Consider the following 14,138-nt stretch of genomic DNA (forward strand, 5'->3'; position numbering starts at 1 on the left):
CCCGCACCGGGCGCGTCGGGGCCGGGCATGCTCGCCCCCGGCACGTCGCGGCCGGGCGGGTCCGGGCCGGGCGCGTGGACCGGACCCGAGCGGTCCGGCATGTCGGGCGACGGCGCCCGGCCCGGTGTCTCCGATCGGTCGCGGCCCGCACCGCGGGTGCCGGACGGCGACATCCCGACGCAGCGGGTCCGTCCCCAGGAGTTGCAGGAGTACGCCCGCGACCACCAGGCCCGGCCCGGCTCGGGGCCCGGGACCGCCCGCCCGGCGGCGCCGTACCCGCCGCCGGTGCCCTCCGGGGGGCCGCGCGACCGGTGGCCCGCGCCGGCGGACCCGTTCGAGCACACACCGAACCTGCGGCCTGACCGGCACTCCGCGCCGCCGCCCTACCCCTACCCTCACCCCCGGCCGCCCGGGGCTCAGGCGGGTCACCTGTTGCAGCGTTCCCGGGCGCACGGCGTCGCCGCGACGATGGCGCTGGTCGCCGTCGCGGCGGTGGCCGTCCTGGCGCCGGTCCTCGCCGCCGTCGTGGTCGTGCCCGCCGTGATCCTGCTGCGCGCGGCCGACATCGCCCAGCCCGGCCTCGCCGCCCGCCGTCCGGCCGGCGCGGCGGCGGCCGACGTCCTGCGGGTGCTCGGCGACCCCGCCGCGCTGCTGAAGGCGGTGGGCGTCACGATCGCGCTCCTGCCGTACGCGCTGATCCTCGGCCTGCCGGTGACGCTCCTGCTGACCGTGCTGGTCACAGGCATGCCGGTGACGAACGCGCTGAGCTGGGGGGCGGCGGTGGCGCTGTGGGCGATCTGCGCGGGACCGGGGGTTGAGGGCCCCAGCCGCCAGATGCGACGTACGCTGGCATCATTGCTGCCTTCGCGCGGCGCGGCCGTGATCACGGCCGTGGCGCTGGGGGCGGCGGCGGTGCTGGCGGTCGTCATGGCGGCCGGAACCGTGCGCGACGGGGCACGGGAGGCGAGGTGGACGCCGGTCGGTGTCAAGACGGTGGTGAGCAGACTGGACGAGCTACGGGAGAGGGCGGGGCGATGACGGGGGAGACGCAGGCGCCCGAGCGGCTGGGCCCTTACCGGCTGCTCAGGCAGATCGGCGAGGGCGGGATGGGTGTCGTCCACCTGGGGCTCGACGAGGACGGCCGCGAGGTGGCGGTCAAGGTGCTCCACCCCCACGTGGCCGCCGACCTCAAGGCCCGCGACCGCCTCACCCGCGAGGTCGAGACCATGCGGCGGGTGCGCAGCCCGCAGGTCGCCGAGGTCGTCGACGCCGAGCTGACCGGCAGGCAGCCCTACATCGTCACCCGCTTCGCGCCGGGCCGCACGCTGGAGGACATCGTCCTCACCGACGGGCCGCTCGACGCGGACGGGGTGATCAGGCTCGCCCGGGGCCTGTGCGCGGCGCTGGTGGCGATCCACGCCGCCGACGTCGTCCACCGCGACCTCAAGCCGGCCAACGTGATGATCGTCGACGGTGAGCCGCTGGTCATCGACTTCGGCATCGCGCACCTGGTCAACGCCACCCGGCTGACCCAGACCGGCATGTTCGTCGGCACGCCCGGCTACCTCGCCCCGGAGATCATCCGTGACTCCGAGATCACCCAGGCGGCCGACGTGCACGCGCTGGCCTCGACGGTGTTCTTCGCCGCGACCGGCAAACCGCCGTTCGGCACCGGCAGTTTCGAGGTCGTCTGCTTCAACATCATGGAGGGCCGGGCCAACATCGACCAGGCCCCCGCCTGGCTGCGCGGCTGGCTCCGCCGGGCGCTGGCGGTCGACGCGGACGCCCGGCCGAGTGCCCAGGAACTCCTCCGGATGGCCCGCGAGCTCGACCCCACGACCACGGTCCTGCACGAGACGCCGCCGCCCGCCGACGGCGGCACCCGCGTCATCGACGCCGACGGCACCCGCGTCCTCGACGACGGCGGGACCCGGGTCCTGGACACCGACGGCACCTCGACCCTGCCCGGCGGGCCGGGGTCCCCGCCGAGCGGCACCCGCACGCTTCCGCGCGGGGACGACTACGCGGACCTGCTGCCGCCGGTGGAGTACGCCAGGCCCGAACGGCGGAGCCGGCCGGCCCGCCCCGAGCCGAGCCTGACCCCCGAGGGGATCGCCCCGTACGTGCCGGCCACGCCGCCCCCCTACGCCGCGGCCCCGACGCGGCGGGGAGCGTCCCCGCCGCCTCCCTACCCCGACCAGCGGGTGGCCGGCTACCCGCCGCCCCCGCCGACCGGGCAGCCCCAGCCGTACGCCCCGCCGGCCCAGGCCCGGCCGCACACCCCGCCGGAGGCCCGGCCCCGGCCGCCGGAGCGCGCCCCCTACCGCACCGGCCACCCGCTGGCCGCGGCGCTGCTGCTGACGATCCTCGTCGGGCTGGCCTGCGTGCGCCCGGTCATGGTGAGCGCCGTCGCGCTGGTCGCGGTGCTGTGCCTGCGGGTGGGCGAGTACCTCTTCGGGGACCTCGCCGAGCGCCGCTCGGTACGCGGCGGCAGCGCCGCCGATCCGCTGCTGGCGGTGCTGGGCACGCCGTGGGCGCTGGTCAAGGCGGTGTTCGCCACCGTTCTCACCACCCCGCTGGCCGCGATGTTCGGAATGTGCGTGTGGGGCGCGCTGCGGTTCGGCGCGAACCTGGGGCCCAACACGGCCGCCGCCTACGCCGCCGGGGGGTTCGTGGCCGGGCTGTTCGTGCTGCCCGGCGGGGGCAAGCCGCGCAAGGCCGTCGCCCGCACGCTCACCGCCTCCATCCGCAGCCCCGGTGCGGCGATGGTGACCACGATCGTCCTGGGCACGCTGGCGTTCTTCGCGGTGATGGCCGTGTTCACCATGCACCCGTCCTTCGCGCCCTGGAAGCCGCCGACCCAGGTCATCGACCAGCTCACGCTGGAATGGCAGAACCAGGTGAACCGCGGGAAGATGGGCGTCCTCGACCTCGTCGGCGGTCTCGTCGACGACCTGCTGAACAGCCTGGGTCTGGGTTTCGTCACCTTCTGGAAGTGATCGTCCCCCTGGGGCACGATGGGGGGACGTGAGGGCCGGAGGGAGTTCGCATGGGAGCACCGGACGGCGAGAGCCTGGGCCCCTACCGCCTGCTGTCCACGCTCGGCGCGGGCGGCTTCGGCGAGGTCCACCTCGCGCTGGACCCCGAGGGGCGCACGGTCGCGGTCAAGATCCTGCACCCGCACGTCGCGGCCGACGCGACGGCCCTGGCCCGGCTGGCCCGCGAGGTCGAGACCATGCGGCGCGTCCAGGGGCCGTACGTCGCCGAGGTGCTCGACGCCTCCATGGCGGCCCCCCGCCCCTACCTCGTCACCCGTTACGCGCAGGGCCGCCCGCTCAGCGCGGTCATCGCGGCCGGGGCCGTCGAGGGGGACGGCCTGGCGCGGCTGGCGCGCGGCCTGGCCGGGGCGCTGGTGGCGATCCACGCCGCAGGCGTCGTCCACCGCGACCTCAAGCCGGCCAACGTGATCCTGAGCGACGGCGAGCCGGTGGTGATCGACTTCGGCATCGCCTGCGCGCTCGACTCCGTCTCGGTCACAGTGTCCGGCGCGGTCCTGGGCACACCCGGCTACCTCGCGCCCGAGGTGCTGGAGGGCGCGGACGCCGGTCCCGCGGCCGACCTGTTCTCGCTCGGCGCGACGCTGGCCCACTCCGCGACCGGCCGCCCGCCGTACGGCGTCGGCCCGGCCTCGGCGGTCGGCTACCGCGTCGTCCACCACGATCCCGACCTGGAGGGCGTGCCCGGCTGGCTCGCGCCGCGGCTCGCCGCGTGCCTGCGGCGCGACCCGTCCGCCCGTCCCTCGGCGCCCGAGCTGCTGGCGGCCCTTTCAGCCGAGCCGCGGGTGGCCGCGCTGCCCGCCGGGAAGGCCGGCGCCGCCCGGTCGGTCCGCCCGCTCCTCGCCGCCGTCGCCACGGCCGAGCCGGCCGACGACGCGGGGGGAGCCGGCACCGGGGGATCCGGTGGGGCGGGGAGCGCCGTAGCCGGGCCCGCCGCCGGGGTCGCGGAGGCACGGGCCGCGGAGGCGCGGATCGCGGAGGCGCGGGCTGCGGAGACCGGCGTCGCCTTCCGCGAGCCGGGGGACGGCGCGGCCGGGACCGGGGCCGGCGGTGTGGGTGGGAGCGGGCTGCACGGCCTGGTCACCCGCGAGTGGCGTCCCGGGCGGAGGCGGCCACCCGGCAGGCCCTCGCCGGAGGAGCTGCGCGAGCGCCGTCGCGCCGTGCTGCACCGCCGCTGGGTGATCGGCACCGGGCTGCTGGTCGGCCTGGCCGCGGCGACGGCGCGGAACCCGCTGCCCGAGGTGTCGCTGCTGCTGCTGTCGGCGTACACGCTGACGCTGACCGTCGACGCGGGGGTCGCGATGTTCGCCCGGAAGAACCGCGGGCGGGCGATCCTCGACCTGGGCTGCGTCGCCGGGACGCTCGCGCTGTGGGCCGTGCTCGGCGCGTTCTTCAGTCCCCTGACCCTCGCGCTGGCCCTGGGAACCGTCGTCTTCGTCGTGGTGGCGATCCTCCTGGGCTCCTGATCCTGTGGAGTTCTGATCCCGTGGAGCCTTGATCCCAGGGAGCCCTGAGCCCGCCGGTTCCGGGGGAGCGGGAGACCGCCGGCGGTTCGCCTCACGGGCCGTCACCCGCCGGGCCCGCGGGGCGTCTTTTCGCCGCGGGCGAATCCCGGGTGGGGCTCCCGCATGGGTGGAACATAGTTCGGTTAGGGTGGGGGAACCGGTCGGAACGGGGGTGGAGCGCCGGATGGATGCCATACTGCCTGGCGGTTTGCACCTAAGCTACCGATGGGTAACATGATGTCGGGAGCCGGCGGGCGCGCGCCGGACCGGACATCCCACTGTCACGCCCCCCTTGGGCACCTGGCAGTCTTGGCATCACGTGCACGTGCCCCGCGTGCGCGTACCGCACATCCGGCGCCAACCGCAACGACGCGGTGGCGTACGCGAACACGGGAGGTCGGCCACCGGCCATGAACATCGTCGTCTGCGTGAAGCAGGTCCCCGACACGGCGACCGAGCGCAAGCTGAGGTCCGATGACAAGACGCTCGACCGCGACGCCGCCGACGGCGTCATCAACGAGCTGTGTGAATACGCGGTCGAGGAGGCGCTGCGCCTGAAGGAGGCCCACGGCGGTGAGGTGACCGTCCTCACCATGGGCCCCGGAAAGGCCACCGACACCATCCGCAAGGCCCTGGCCATGGGCGCCGACAAGGCGGTCCACCTGGTGGACGACGCGCTGCACGGCTCCGACGCCCTGGGCACCTCCTACGCCCTGGCGCAGACCCTCAGGAAGATCGGCTTCGACCTGGTCGTGCTGGGCTCGGAGTCGACCGACGCCCGCACCGGCGTCCTCGCCGCCATGCTGGCCGAGCGCCTCGGCGTTCCGCAGCTCACCTTCTCCAACAAGGTCGAGGTGAACGGCGAGACCATCACCGCCCAGCGCGTCACCGACTACGGCTACGACCGGGTCGAGGCGTCGCTGCCCGCCGTGGTCTCCGTGGTCGAGAAGATCAACGAGCCGCGCTACCCCTCCTTCAAGGGGATCATGGCCGCCAAGAAGAAGCCGGTCACCACGTTCGGCATCGCCGACGCGGAGATCGACGCCTCCCAGGTGGGCCTGGCCAACTCCTGGAGCGAGGTCGTCGACTTCGCCGCCGCCCCGCCCCGCGCGGCCGGCACCATCGTCAAGGACGAGGGCGACGGCGGCGCGAAGACCGCCGACTTCCTCGCGTCGAAGAAGTTCGTCTGAGGACGGGGGGTCAACCGAAATGTCTGAGATTCTCGTTCTCGTCGAGCACGTCGAGGGCCAGGTCAAGAAGGTCACGCTCGAACTGCTGACGCTCGCCCGCAGGCTGGGCGCGCCGTCGGCCGTCTGGGCCGGCCCCGGATACACCGCCGAGGCCCAGGCCCGGCTGGCCGAGTACGGCGCCGAGAAGGTCTACGTCGCCGACTCGGCCGACATCGCCGACCACGTCGTCGCGCCCAAGGCCGAGCTGCTGGCCCAGCTCGCCACGGAGAAGTCCGCCGCCGCGGTGCTCGTCGCCGCCACGGCCGAGGCCAAGGAGATCGCGGCCCGCCTGGCCGTCAAGCTCGACGCCGGCATCCTCACCGACGTCGTCGGGATCCAGGACGGCATGGTCGCCGAGCACTCGATCTTCGGCGGCGGCGTCAACGTCCGGGCCCGGGTGACCAAGGGCCTCCCGATCATCGCCGTCCGCCCCAACTCCACGCCGGTCGAGGCCGCCGCGGGCGCGGGCGCCGAGGAGCGGGTCTCGGTGGCCGTCTCCGACGCGGCCAAGGCCGTCCGGGTCGTCGAGCGCGTCAAGGAGGAGAAGGGGGCCCGTCCCGAGCTCACCGAGGCCGCGATCGTGGTCTCCGGCGGGCGAGGCGTGGGCTCGGCCGAGAACTTCTCGATCATCGAGAAGCTCGCCGACTCCCTCGGCGCGGCGGTCGGTGCCTCCCGCGCCGCCACCGACGCCGGCTGGTACCCCCACCAGTTCCAGGTCGGCCAGACCGGCAAGACCGTCTCGCCGCAGCTCTACATCGCCGCGGGCATCTCCGGAGCCATCCAGCACCGGGCCGGCATGCAGACCGCCAAGACGATCGTCGCGATCAACAAGGACCCGGAGGCGCCGATCTTCGAGCTGGCGGACTTCGGTGTCGTGGGCGACCTGCACCAGATCGTCCCGCAGCTGACCGAGGAGATCGCCAAGCGCAAGTGACGCGCGGCCCGCGAGGCGGGCACGGAACGCAGGAGGGCGCCGCACACGCGTGCGGCGCCCTCACGCGTCCTCCGGGCCCTGCGCCGCAGATGATCCGCTCTGTTCAAGCGACCTTGACGGAGTGCGGGCCGACGCTGATCGTCACGTCGACATGCCCGCCCAGCGCCGCCGCGTAGGCCCGGAGGGTCTCCAGTTCCATCGTGTCGATGCCGCCGTTCTCGATCTGGGAGACCCGCGACTGGGAGACGCCGAGTGTGGTGGCGACCTCGGCCTGGGTCTTGCCCAGCGCCCGGCGGAGCTCCTTCAGGTGATGACCGGCCACGTACGCGTCGAGCGCGGCTTCGGCGGCCGCCTGCCGTTCGGGATCGCCCAGCTCGGGGTGCAGCCGGTGAGCCTCGGCCTTGACCTCCTGCCAGCGGCGTGCGGGGCTCATGAGGTGTCCCAGATCATGCCAGAAATATAACTCTCAACTCATATCCTGTCCGGAGTTCCGGCGGAGTGGAGGAGTCCTGCCGGACTTTCCCGGGTTCCGGGATCGCCGTCCCGTACGGCGAGGCGTGCGGGACGGCGGGTGTGGTGGCCGGTCAGGCGGCCATGGAGAGCTCGCGGCCGGGGGTCTCGGCCGGGGCGGCGGGGGCCTGCGTGCCGGCGCGCGGCAGGAACCGCGCGGCCACGGCGATCAGCAGGCCCAGCACCACGGCGATGCCGAGCGCGGCCCGCAGGGTGGCGACGTCGGAGATGAAGCCGATGACGACCGGGCCGAGCAGCAGCCCCGCGTACCCCATCGCACCGGTCTGGGCGATGGCCGGACCGGGGTTGGCGACGGCGCCGCCCGCCAGGGACAGGGCCATCGGGGAGATCGTCGCCACCCCGATGCCCACGAGGAACATGACGGCGATGGCGACCATGGCCGTCGAGGCGGTGAGGACGACGGCGAACATCGCGGCGGTCACCAGCCCGGAGACCATGAGCATGCCGCGGGCGCCGAAGCGGGCCCGGATCCGGTCGCCGCCCAGACGGCCGAACAGCATGCCGGCCTCCAGGACCGGGTAGCCCAGCGCGGCCAGCGCCTCGGGGGCGCCGAGCACGTCGCGCAGGTACAGGCCGTTCCAGTCGGCGACCGTGCCCTCCACCATGAAGGCGCAGAACGCGATCACACCGAGCAGGTAGACCACCGGCGGCATCCGGCGGCGCGCCCCGGCCCGGCCGTCCTCGGTGACGACCGGATCGGGCAGGTAGGTGCGGCTGATGGCGACCAGCAGGGGCAGCGAGACCAGGGCGACGATGGCCAGGTGCGCCGTGGACGACAGCCCCGCGGCGATGGCCGCGGTGCCGAGCAGGCCGGCGGAGATCGCTCCGACGCACCAGCCGGCGTGCATGCCGTTCATCAGCGGACGTCCGTAGGTGCGTTCGACGGCCGAACCCTGGGCGTTCATCGCGACGTCCACGGCGCCGAACGCCATGCCGAAGAGCCCGGCGGTCACCAGCAGCAGAGGATACGTCGGCGCGAACGCCAGCAGGGCGAGCGTCGCCGCGCAGAGGGGGGCGCCGACCCGCAGTACGCTCCGGCTGCCGAAGCGGGTCATCACCCGGCGCATGGACTGCATGGTGACGAGGGCGCCGAGGCCCCACACCAGCAGCGTCACGCCGACCGACGCCTCGGACAGGCCGAGTTTGTCGGACAGCGCGGGGATGCGCACGGTCATCGATCCGCACATCAGTCCGGCGAGCACGAAGGTGAGAACGGCACCGGTACGGGCCGTCCTCAGGGCGCGGGTCATCACTGGCTCCTTCAGATGAACTCAAACGAAAATCGTTGAACGTCGATCGGGCACGCACGAGCGGGCCGCCTCCGCGTGGGCGGAGACGACCGCGGGTGCGATCGGTCGGAGGGGTCGCGCAGGGGCCGCGGGAGCGGTTCGCTCAGGCGGGCAGCAGCGCCAGCAGGCGCCGTTTCAGCTCGTCGTAGCGCTCGTCGTCGTACAGGGCGGGGTCGTGGCTGGCCACGTCCCACAGCCCCTCGCAGGCGAGCCGTACGATCTGCGCGGCGGCCGGGTCGGGCTCGTCGTCCAGCCCTTCGCGGTGCCACCTGGCCATCGCCTCGCGCAACGGGGCGAGGAGGAAGAGGTTGCCGGACGCGCCGGTGACCACGGCCCAGCGCCGCAGCCTGCCGGTCCGCACGGCCTCGAACGTGGCGGCCAGGTAGTTCTTGGTGTAGGTGTCGTGGCCCTGGGTGGCGACGAGCTGGTCGAAGTCCTCGATGAGGCGCTCGACCATGCCTTTGATCAGGGCTTCTTTGGAGTTGAAGTGGTAGAGCAGGCCGCCCTTGCTGCATCCGGCCCGCTCCGCGACGGCGGCCAGGGTCAGGGCCGCGGAACCCTGGTCGCAGAGGAGGTCCTCCGCCGCGTCCAGTAGCTCTTCTCGTCGCATGACATTTACTGTACCGTCCGGACGGTACAGCAGCAAGCGCGGCGGCTGTGACGCGCGTGACATCCGCGCCGCCCCGGCGCCTCCGGCGCCCCCGGGACCACGGCGACGGCGTCCGTCCGGGCGCGGATACGCTTGGAAGGGCCGGAGGAAAGCGGCCGGGGAAGGAAGTGCGGTCGTGGAGTCTGCCTATCTCGATCACGCGGCGACCACGCCGATGCTGCCCGAGGCGATCGAGGCGATGACCGCCCAGCTCGGCGTGGTCGGCAACGCCTCGTCGCTGCACGCCGCGGGCCGCCGGGCCCGCCGGGTCGTGGAGGAGTCGCGGGAGAGCATCGCGGAAGCGCTGGACGCCCGGCCGAGCGAGGTGGTCTTCACCTCCGGCGGCACCGAGGCCGACAACCTGGCCGTCAAGGGCCTGTACTGGGCCCGCCGCGCCAGGGGCGCGACCCGGATCCTGATGAGTGCGGCCGAGCACCACGCGGCCCTCGACCCCGCGCACTGGCTGGGCGACCACCAGGACGCGAAGGTGGAGCTGCTGGAGGTGGACGAGCTCGGCCGGGTGCACCCGCAGACCCTCCGCGACGCCGTCGAGCGCGACCCGGAGAGCGTCGCCCTGGTGAGCGTGATGTGGGCCAACAACGAGGTCGGCACCGTCCAGCCGGTCCGCGTGCTCGCCGCCGTCGCCCACGACCACGGCATCCCCTTCCACACCGACGCGGTGCAGGCCGTCGGCCAGCTCCCGGTCGAGTTCGCCGCCTCCGGCGTGGACGCCATGACCGTCTCCGGCCACAAGGTCGGCGGCCCGATCGGCGCCGGCGCGCTGCTGCTGGCCCGGGGCGTCGACCCGGTGCCGGTGCTGCACGGCGGCGGACAGGAGCGCGACGTGCGCTCCGGCACGCTCGACACCCCGGCGATCGCCGGGTTCGCGGCGGCCGTACGGGTCGCCGTGGACCGCCGGGCCGAGACCGCGGCCAGGCTGACCGCGCTCCGCGACGAGCTGATCCGCCGGGTCCGCGAGGCCGTCCCCGACGTGATCCTCAACGGCGACCCGGTGAACCGGCTGCCCGGCAACGCGCACTTCTCCTTCCCCGGATGCGAGGGCGACGCGCTGCTGATGCTCCTGGACGCCAAGGGCGTGGAGTGCTCGACCGGCTCGGCGTGCTCCGCCGGGGTGGCGCAGCCCTCCCACGTCCTGCTGGCCATGGGCGCCGACGCGGTACGGGCGCGCGGCTCGCTCCGCTTCTCCCTGGGCCACACCTCGACCCGGGACGACGTGGACCGGGTGGCCGCCGTCATCGGCACGGTCGTCGAACGCGCCCGCCGGGCCGGCCTGAGCTGACCCGCGCCGCGCGGCCGTACGGTGACCGGGACCCGGGACCCGGGACCGCCCGGCCGTACCGGAGCCGGGGCGTCCGCGCGGCCGTACGGTGGCCGCCCGCGCGCCGGGGCACGACGCGGCCCGAGCTGACGGCTTACCCCGTCGCGACGGTACGCTCAAGGGGCTATGACACTTCGCGTGCTTGCCGCCATGTCCGGCGGCGTCGACTCCGCCGTGGCCGCCGCCCGCATCGCCGAGGCCGGCCACGACGTCACCGGGGTGCACCTGGCACTCTCGGCCAACCCGCAGTCCTACCGGACCGGCGCCCGCGGCTGCTGCACGGTCGAGGACTCCCGTGACGCCCGCCGGGCCGCCGACGTCATCGGCATCCCCTTCTACATCTGGGACATGGCCGAGCGTTTCCACCGCGACGTGGTGGAGGACTTCGTCAGCGAGTACGCCGCCGGCCGTACGCCCAACCCGTGCCTGCGGTGCAACGAGAAGATCAAGTTCGAGGCGGTCCTCACCCGGGCCCTCGCCCTCGGCTTCGACGCGGTGGCCACCGGCCACCACGCCCGGCTCGCCGACGGCGTGCTGAGCCGCAGCCCCGACGCGGCCAAGGACCAGTCCTACGTCCTCGGCGTCCTCACCAGGGACCAGCTCAGGCACGCGATCTTCCCGCTGGGCGACTCCACCAAGGCGCAGGTCCGCGAGGAGGCCGCCCGGCGCGGGCTCACCGTGGCCGACAAGCCCGACAGCCACGACATCTGCTTCATCGCCGACGGCGACACCCGGGGCTTCCTCGCCGACCGCCTCGGCGCGGCCCCCGGCCCGATCGTCGACGTCTCGGGCGAGGTCGTCGGCACCCACGAGGGCGCGTACGGTTTCACCGTCGGCCAGCGCAAGGGCCTGCGCGTCGACCGCCCGGCCCCCGACGGCCGGCCGCGCTACGTGCTGTCCATCGAGCCGGTCTCCAACACCGTCACGGTCGGCCCCCGCTCAGCCCTGGAGGTCACCGCCATCGTGGCCGTCCGGCCGGTCTGGAACGGCCCGGTCGCCGAGCCGTGCGAGCCGCTGGCCTGCACCGTCCAGCTCCGCGCGCACGGCGAGGTGTACGGCTGCCGTGCCCAGCTCTCCGGCGACGAGGTGCACATCACGCTCGACTCCCCGGCCACCGGGGTCGCGGCGGGCCAGGCAGCGGTGCTCTACGTGGGCGACACCGTGATCGGCTCGGCCACCATCGCCACCGCCGCGTGACCGTCCGCGCCGGCGGGCCCGTCCCGCCGGGGCGGGCCCGCGCCCGCGGCGCACGGCGGGCCCGTCCGGCCACGGGGGCCGTTTCCCCGATGACGTGACGGACCGCCCTCCAGGGGCGCCCGTCCACCGGAGCGCGGGCCGGCGCTCCGGCCTTCGGGCCGGGGAACGGCTCAGGGCAGGGTGACGGACTCGCCCGGCGTGAGGCGGCGTATCTCGGCCTTCTGCTCCTCGCTCTCCCGTTCGAGCCAGCCGTCGACCAGGCGGAGCCCGACGTCGTTGAGCAGGCCGTCGTGGGTGGAGAAGGCGCGGGCCGGACGGACACGGCGCAGATACTCGATCGCCTCCGCCATCCTCATCCAGGGCGCGTTGGTCGGCACCAGGAGGGTGGGCACCTCCGTGCCGGGCGGGGTGAACGCGTCACCCGGGTAGAAGACCTCCTCGTCGACCAGGAACCCGACGTTGTGCACGGCCGGGATGTCGGGGTGGTTGGGGGCGTGCCACTCGCCGACCGCCTTCACTCCGAAACCGGCCGTGTCGAACGCGTCGCCGTGCCGTACGGTCCGGACCTCGGCGGGGAGGCCGGTCAGTGTGGCGGCCACCGCCTCGTTCGTCCAGATCTCCAGCGACGGGTCGGCCTCGGCCGCCCGGCGCAGCCGCTCGGCGTCGAGGTGGTCGAAGTGCTCGTGGGTGATGAGCACGGCGCGCGCGCCCTCCAGCGCGGACTCCTCGCTGAGGGTGCCCGGGTCGATGACCAGGACCGAGCCGTCCTTCTCCAGACGGACGCACGCGTGCCCGAACTTCGTCAGCTTCATCGTCCCAGCCTAGCCACGGGCCCCGGGACGCCGCCCGCCCGCGCCCACCGGATCGCCCGCGTCCATCGGCTCCCGGGTACGGCGGGCACGCTGACGGCGCGCGCCGGCCGGGCACGCGGGCGAGAGCGCCGCCGTGTACGCGGGCCGTGGGGCGGTCAGTAGCCGACGTAGCCGCTGCCGGTCTTGCTGCCGACCACGCCGGGCACGTTGGAGACCGACCCGTACCGGCTGACGGCGTAGCGGACCCCGGCGATGATGTTGTCCACCGGGTTGTAGATGTCGCCGTGGCCCGGCAGCTTGTAGGAGTTGAAGGTCGGGTCGATGGTCTGCATCAGCCCCTTGGACGGATGTCCGGCGGCCGCGTTGGAGTCCCAGTTGTTGATCGCGTGCGGGTTCCCGCCCGACTCGTGCTGAATGATCATCCAGATGTCGTTGGGGTTCATCTTGCCGACCGGGACGCCCTGCTCCTTGAGGATCTCGATCGCCTGGTCGATCCACTCCTTGACCCTGCCCTCGGGGGCGGGACCGCCGCCGGGCGGGGGCGGGCCGCTGGGCCCGTAGCCGCCGAAGCCGCCGCCGGACCCGTTGCCGCCGGCTCCGTCGCCGCCGGAACCGCCTCCGGGGCCGCCCCCGCCCGGTCCTCCCGCGGGGTGGTAGCCGACGGTCCGCTCCCAGCTCACGGTGTGGCCGGCTCCGGGCACGAACGGCTGGTCGCCGGGGTCGTCGATCGAGGTGAAGGTGATCTTCCGCTCGCCGAGATACTTGTTGATCTCCTTCATGGCCTTGCTGACGGCTTTGTCGGCCTCGTCGACGTGGGGCTTGGCCTTCTCGGCGGCGGAGGAGGCCATCTGCGAGATGGTCGCCGAGGTTTCCCGCGGGGTGTCGCCGCGGCTGCTGTTGCGGTAGGCGGACACGTCGGTCAGGAGCGTGTCGGCGATCCTGCCGATCTTCGCCTTCGCGTCCTCCAGCGCGCCGGCGGCGTCGTCCAGGGAGTTCGCGCAGCTCGACACCGCGATGTCCAGTTCCTCGCCCGCTCTGCCGTACTTGCTCATGTAGGTGGCGAAGTTGTCGGCGGAGGCGCCCTGCCAGGCGTCGTCCACGTTCTGTACGGCGGCGCCGAGGGCGCCGAGGTGTTCGTTCGTCTTCCCGGCGGCGCCGCGCCAGCGTTTCGCGACGGCGCGGATCGACTCGGGGTCGCCGCTGACCTTGTCCAGGTAGCCGGCCAGTGTGCCGCCGCCGGGGAGCTGGCGGACCTGTTCCGAGCCCATCAGTGACCGCCTCCGGCCCGGTTCGCGCCGCGCACGTTGTCCTGCACCTGGTCGAGGGCCCGCTCCACGAGCCTGAGCTTCTTGGCGACACGGCCGAGCTGGTCGTCGAGCGTCTTCTCGACGGTGTCGAGGGCCGTGGCGAGACCGGAGGAGTCGGTCAGCTTGCCGAAGACGGAGGAGTCGGCCGTCTTGGCCGGGTACTTGTCGCCGATCTCCTCGAACTTCCCGGCCAGCGTCCTCGCGGTCGTGCGGCACTGATCGAGCGCCTGGAAATGGATGTCGACGTCGGCCACCGAGCCCGGCCCCCCTCCCGTGTAGGAACAAAGCCA

The 14,138-nt window shown here is 73.9% G+C and carries 12 protein-coding genes and 1 pseudogene; 7 read left to right on the top strand and 6 right to left on the bottom strand.

Going from position 1 to position 14,138, the window contains the following annotated elements; genetic code table 11:
* From AB0D67_RS22730 to AB0D67_RS22750, 5 genes and pseudogenes are all read left to right on the top strand, one after another.
* Positions 1-1,038, top strand: a pseudogene (locus AB0D67_RS22730) (hypothetical protein); the annotation flags it as partial.
* Complete coding sequence (locus tag AB0D67_RS22735; RefSeq protein ID WP_362939019.1) at positions 1,035-2,999, top strand: serine/threonine-protein kinase; 1,965 nt, start codon at positions 1,035-1,037, stop codon at positions 2,997-2,999. The pseudogene AB0D67_RS22730 and the gene AB0D67_RS22735, both read left to right, overlap by 4 nt.
* A 50-nt stretch (positions 3,000-3,049) precedes the next feature.
* Positions 3,050-4,522, top strand: a complete 1,473-nt coding sequence (locus AB0D67_RS22740; protein WP_362939022.1) for a serine/threonine-protein kinase — start codon at positions 3,050-3,052, stop codon at positions 4,520-4,522.
* 449 nt (positions 4,523-4,971) lie between these two features.
* Positions 4,972-5,751 (top strand): electron transfer flavoprotein subunit beta/FixA family protein, encoded by a 780-nt coding sequence (locus AB0D67_RS22745; RefSeq protein ID WP_362939025.1) that lies wholly within the window; start codon positions 4,972-4,974, stop codon positions 5,749-5,751.
* 19 nt (positions 5,752-5,770) lie between these two features.
* Entirely contained in the window at positions 5,771-6,724 is a 954-nt protein-coding gene (locus AB0D67_RS22750) for an electron transfer flavoprotein subunit alpha/FixB family protein (protein WP_362939028.1), read from the top strand.
* A 103-nt stretch (positions 6,725-6,827) separates the two neighbouring features.
* Here AB0D67_RS22750 and AB0D67_RS22755 read toward each other — a convergent pair whose 3' ends face one another.
* The 3 genes from AB0D67_RS22755 to AB0D67_RS22765 form a co-directional block, all read right to left on the bottom strand.
* A complete protein-coding gene (locus AB0D67_RS22755; RefSeq protein ID WP_362939031.1) occupies positions 6,828-7,157 on the bottom strand; it encodes a helix-turn-helix transcriptional regulator in 330 nt (109 codons plus the stop codon).
* 151 nt (positions 7,158-7,308) lie between these two features.
* On the bottom strand, positions 7,309-8,505 hold the full coding sequence (locus tag AB0D67_RS22760) for an MFS transporter (RefSeq protein WP_362939034.1): 1,197 nt from the start codon (positions 8,503-8,505) through the stop codon (positions 7,309-7,311).
* Positions 8,506-8,647: 142 nt separating this feature from the next.
* A complete protein-coding gene (locus AB0D67_RS22765) occupies positions 8,648-9,154 on the bottom strand; it encodes a TetR/AcrR family transcriptional regulator (RefSeq protein WP_362939037.1) in 507 nt (168 codons plus the stop codon).
* Between the two features lie 175 nt (positions 9,155-9,329).
* On the opposite strand from AB0D67_RS22765, the gene AB0D67_RS22770 reads away from it, so the two are divergent.
* Positions 9,330-10,493, top strand: coding sequence for a cysteine desulfurase family protein (locus tag AB0D67_RS22770; RefSeq protein WP_362939040.1), 1,164 nt, complete (start codon positions 9,330-9,332; stop codon positions 10,491-10,493).
* A 165-nt stretch (positions 10,494-10,658) separates the two neighbouring features.
* A complete protein-coding gene (gene mnmA, locus AB0D67_RS22775) occupies positions 10,659-11,729 on the top strand; it encodes a tRNA 2-thiouridine(34) synthase MnmA (RefSeq protein ID WP_362939043.1) in 1,071 nt (356 codons plus the stop codon).
* Positions 11,730-11,899: 170 nt separating this feature from the next.
* Here the strand turns inward: mnmA and AB0D67_RS22780 are convergent, their stop codons facing one another.
* The 3 genes from AB0D67_RS22780 to AB0D67_RS22790 form a co-directional block, all read right to left on the bottom strand.
* Positions 11,900-12,541, bottom strand: a complete 642-nt coding sequence (locus AB0D67_RS22780) for an MBL fold metallo-hydrolase (RefSeq protein WP_362939046.1) — start codon at positions 12,539-12,541, stop codon at positions 11,900-11,902.
* Positions 12,542-12,696: 155 nt separating this feature from the next.
* Positions 12,697-13,809: a transglycosylase SLT domain-containing protein gene (locus AB0D67_RS22785; RefSeq protein ID WP_362939049.1), complete on the bottom strand. Its 1,113-nt coding sequence runs from the start codon at positions 13,807-13,809 to the stop codon at positions 12,697-12,699.
* Positions 13,809-14,102 carry a hypothetical protein gene (locus AB0D67_RS22790; RefSeq protein WP_362939053.1) on the bottom strand — a complete coding sequence of 98 codons (294 nt, stop codon included), beginning with the start codon at positions 14,100-14,102 and terminating at the stop codon, positions 13,809-13,811. The genes AB0D67_RS22785 and AB0D67_RS22790 overlap by 1 nt, the downstream gene beginning before the upstream one ends.
* Positions 14,103-14,138: the final 36 nt, after the last annotated feature.

This window comes from Streptosporangium sp. NPDC048047 (assembly GCF_040653115.1).
Lineage (GTDB): Bacteria > Actinomycetota > Actinomycetes > Streptosporangiales > Streptosporangiaceae > Streptosporangium.

Excerpts from the sequence above, each read along its gene's own strand:
- AB0D67_RS22735 (WP_362939019.1), top strand. The coding sequence starts at position 1,035 with ATGACGGGGGAGACGCAGGCGCCCGAGCGGCTGGGCCCTTACCGGCTG.
- AB0D67_RS22750 (WP_362939028.1), top strand. The coding sequence starts at position 5,771 with ATGTCTGAGATTCTCGTTCTCGTCGAGCACGTCGAGGGCCAGGTCAAG.
- AB0D67_RS22740 (WP_362939022.1), top strand. The coding sequence starts at position 3,050 with ATGGGAGCACCGGACGGCGAGAGCCTGGGCCCCTACCGCCTGCTGTCC.
- AB0D67_RS22765 (WP_362939037.1), bottom strand. The coding sequence starts at position 9,154 with ATGCGACGAGAAGAGCTACTGGACGCGGCGGAGGACCTCCTCTGCGAC.
- AB0D67_RS22780 (WP_362939046.1), bottom strand. The coding sequence starts at position 12,541 with ATGAAGCTGACGAAGTTCGGGCACGCGTGCGTCCGTCTGGAGAAGGAC.
- mnmA (WP_362939043.1), top strand. The coding sequence starts at position 10,659 with ATGACACTTCGCGTGCTTGCCGCCATGTCCGGCGGCGTCGACTCCGCC.
- AB0D67_RS22755 (WP_362939031.1), bottom strand. The coding sequence starts at position 7,157 with ATGAGCCCCGCACGCCGCTGGCAGGAGGTCAAGGCCGAGGCTCACCGG.
- AB0D67_RS22745 (WP_362939025.1), top strand. The coding sequence starts at position 4,972 with ATGAACATCGTCGTCTGCGTGAAGCAGGTCCCCGACACGGCGACCGAG.
- AB0D67_RS22785 (WP_362939049.1), bottom strand. The coding sequence starts at position 13,809 with ATGGGCTCGGAACAGGTCCGCCAGCTCCCCGGCGGCGGCACACTGGCC.
- AB0D67_RS22760 (WP_362939034.1), bottom strand. The coding sequence starts at position 8,505 with ATGACCCGCGCCCTGAGGACGGCCCGTACCGGTGCCGTTCTCACCTTC.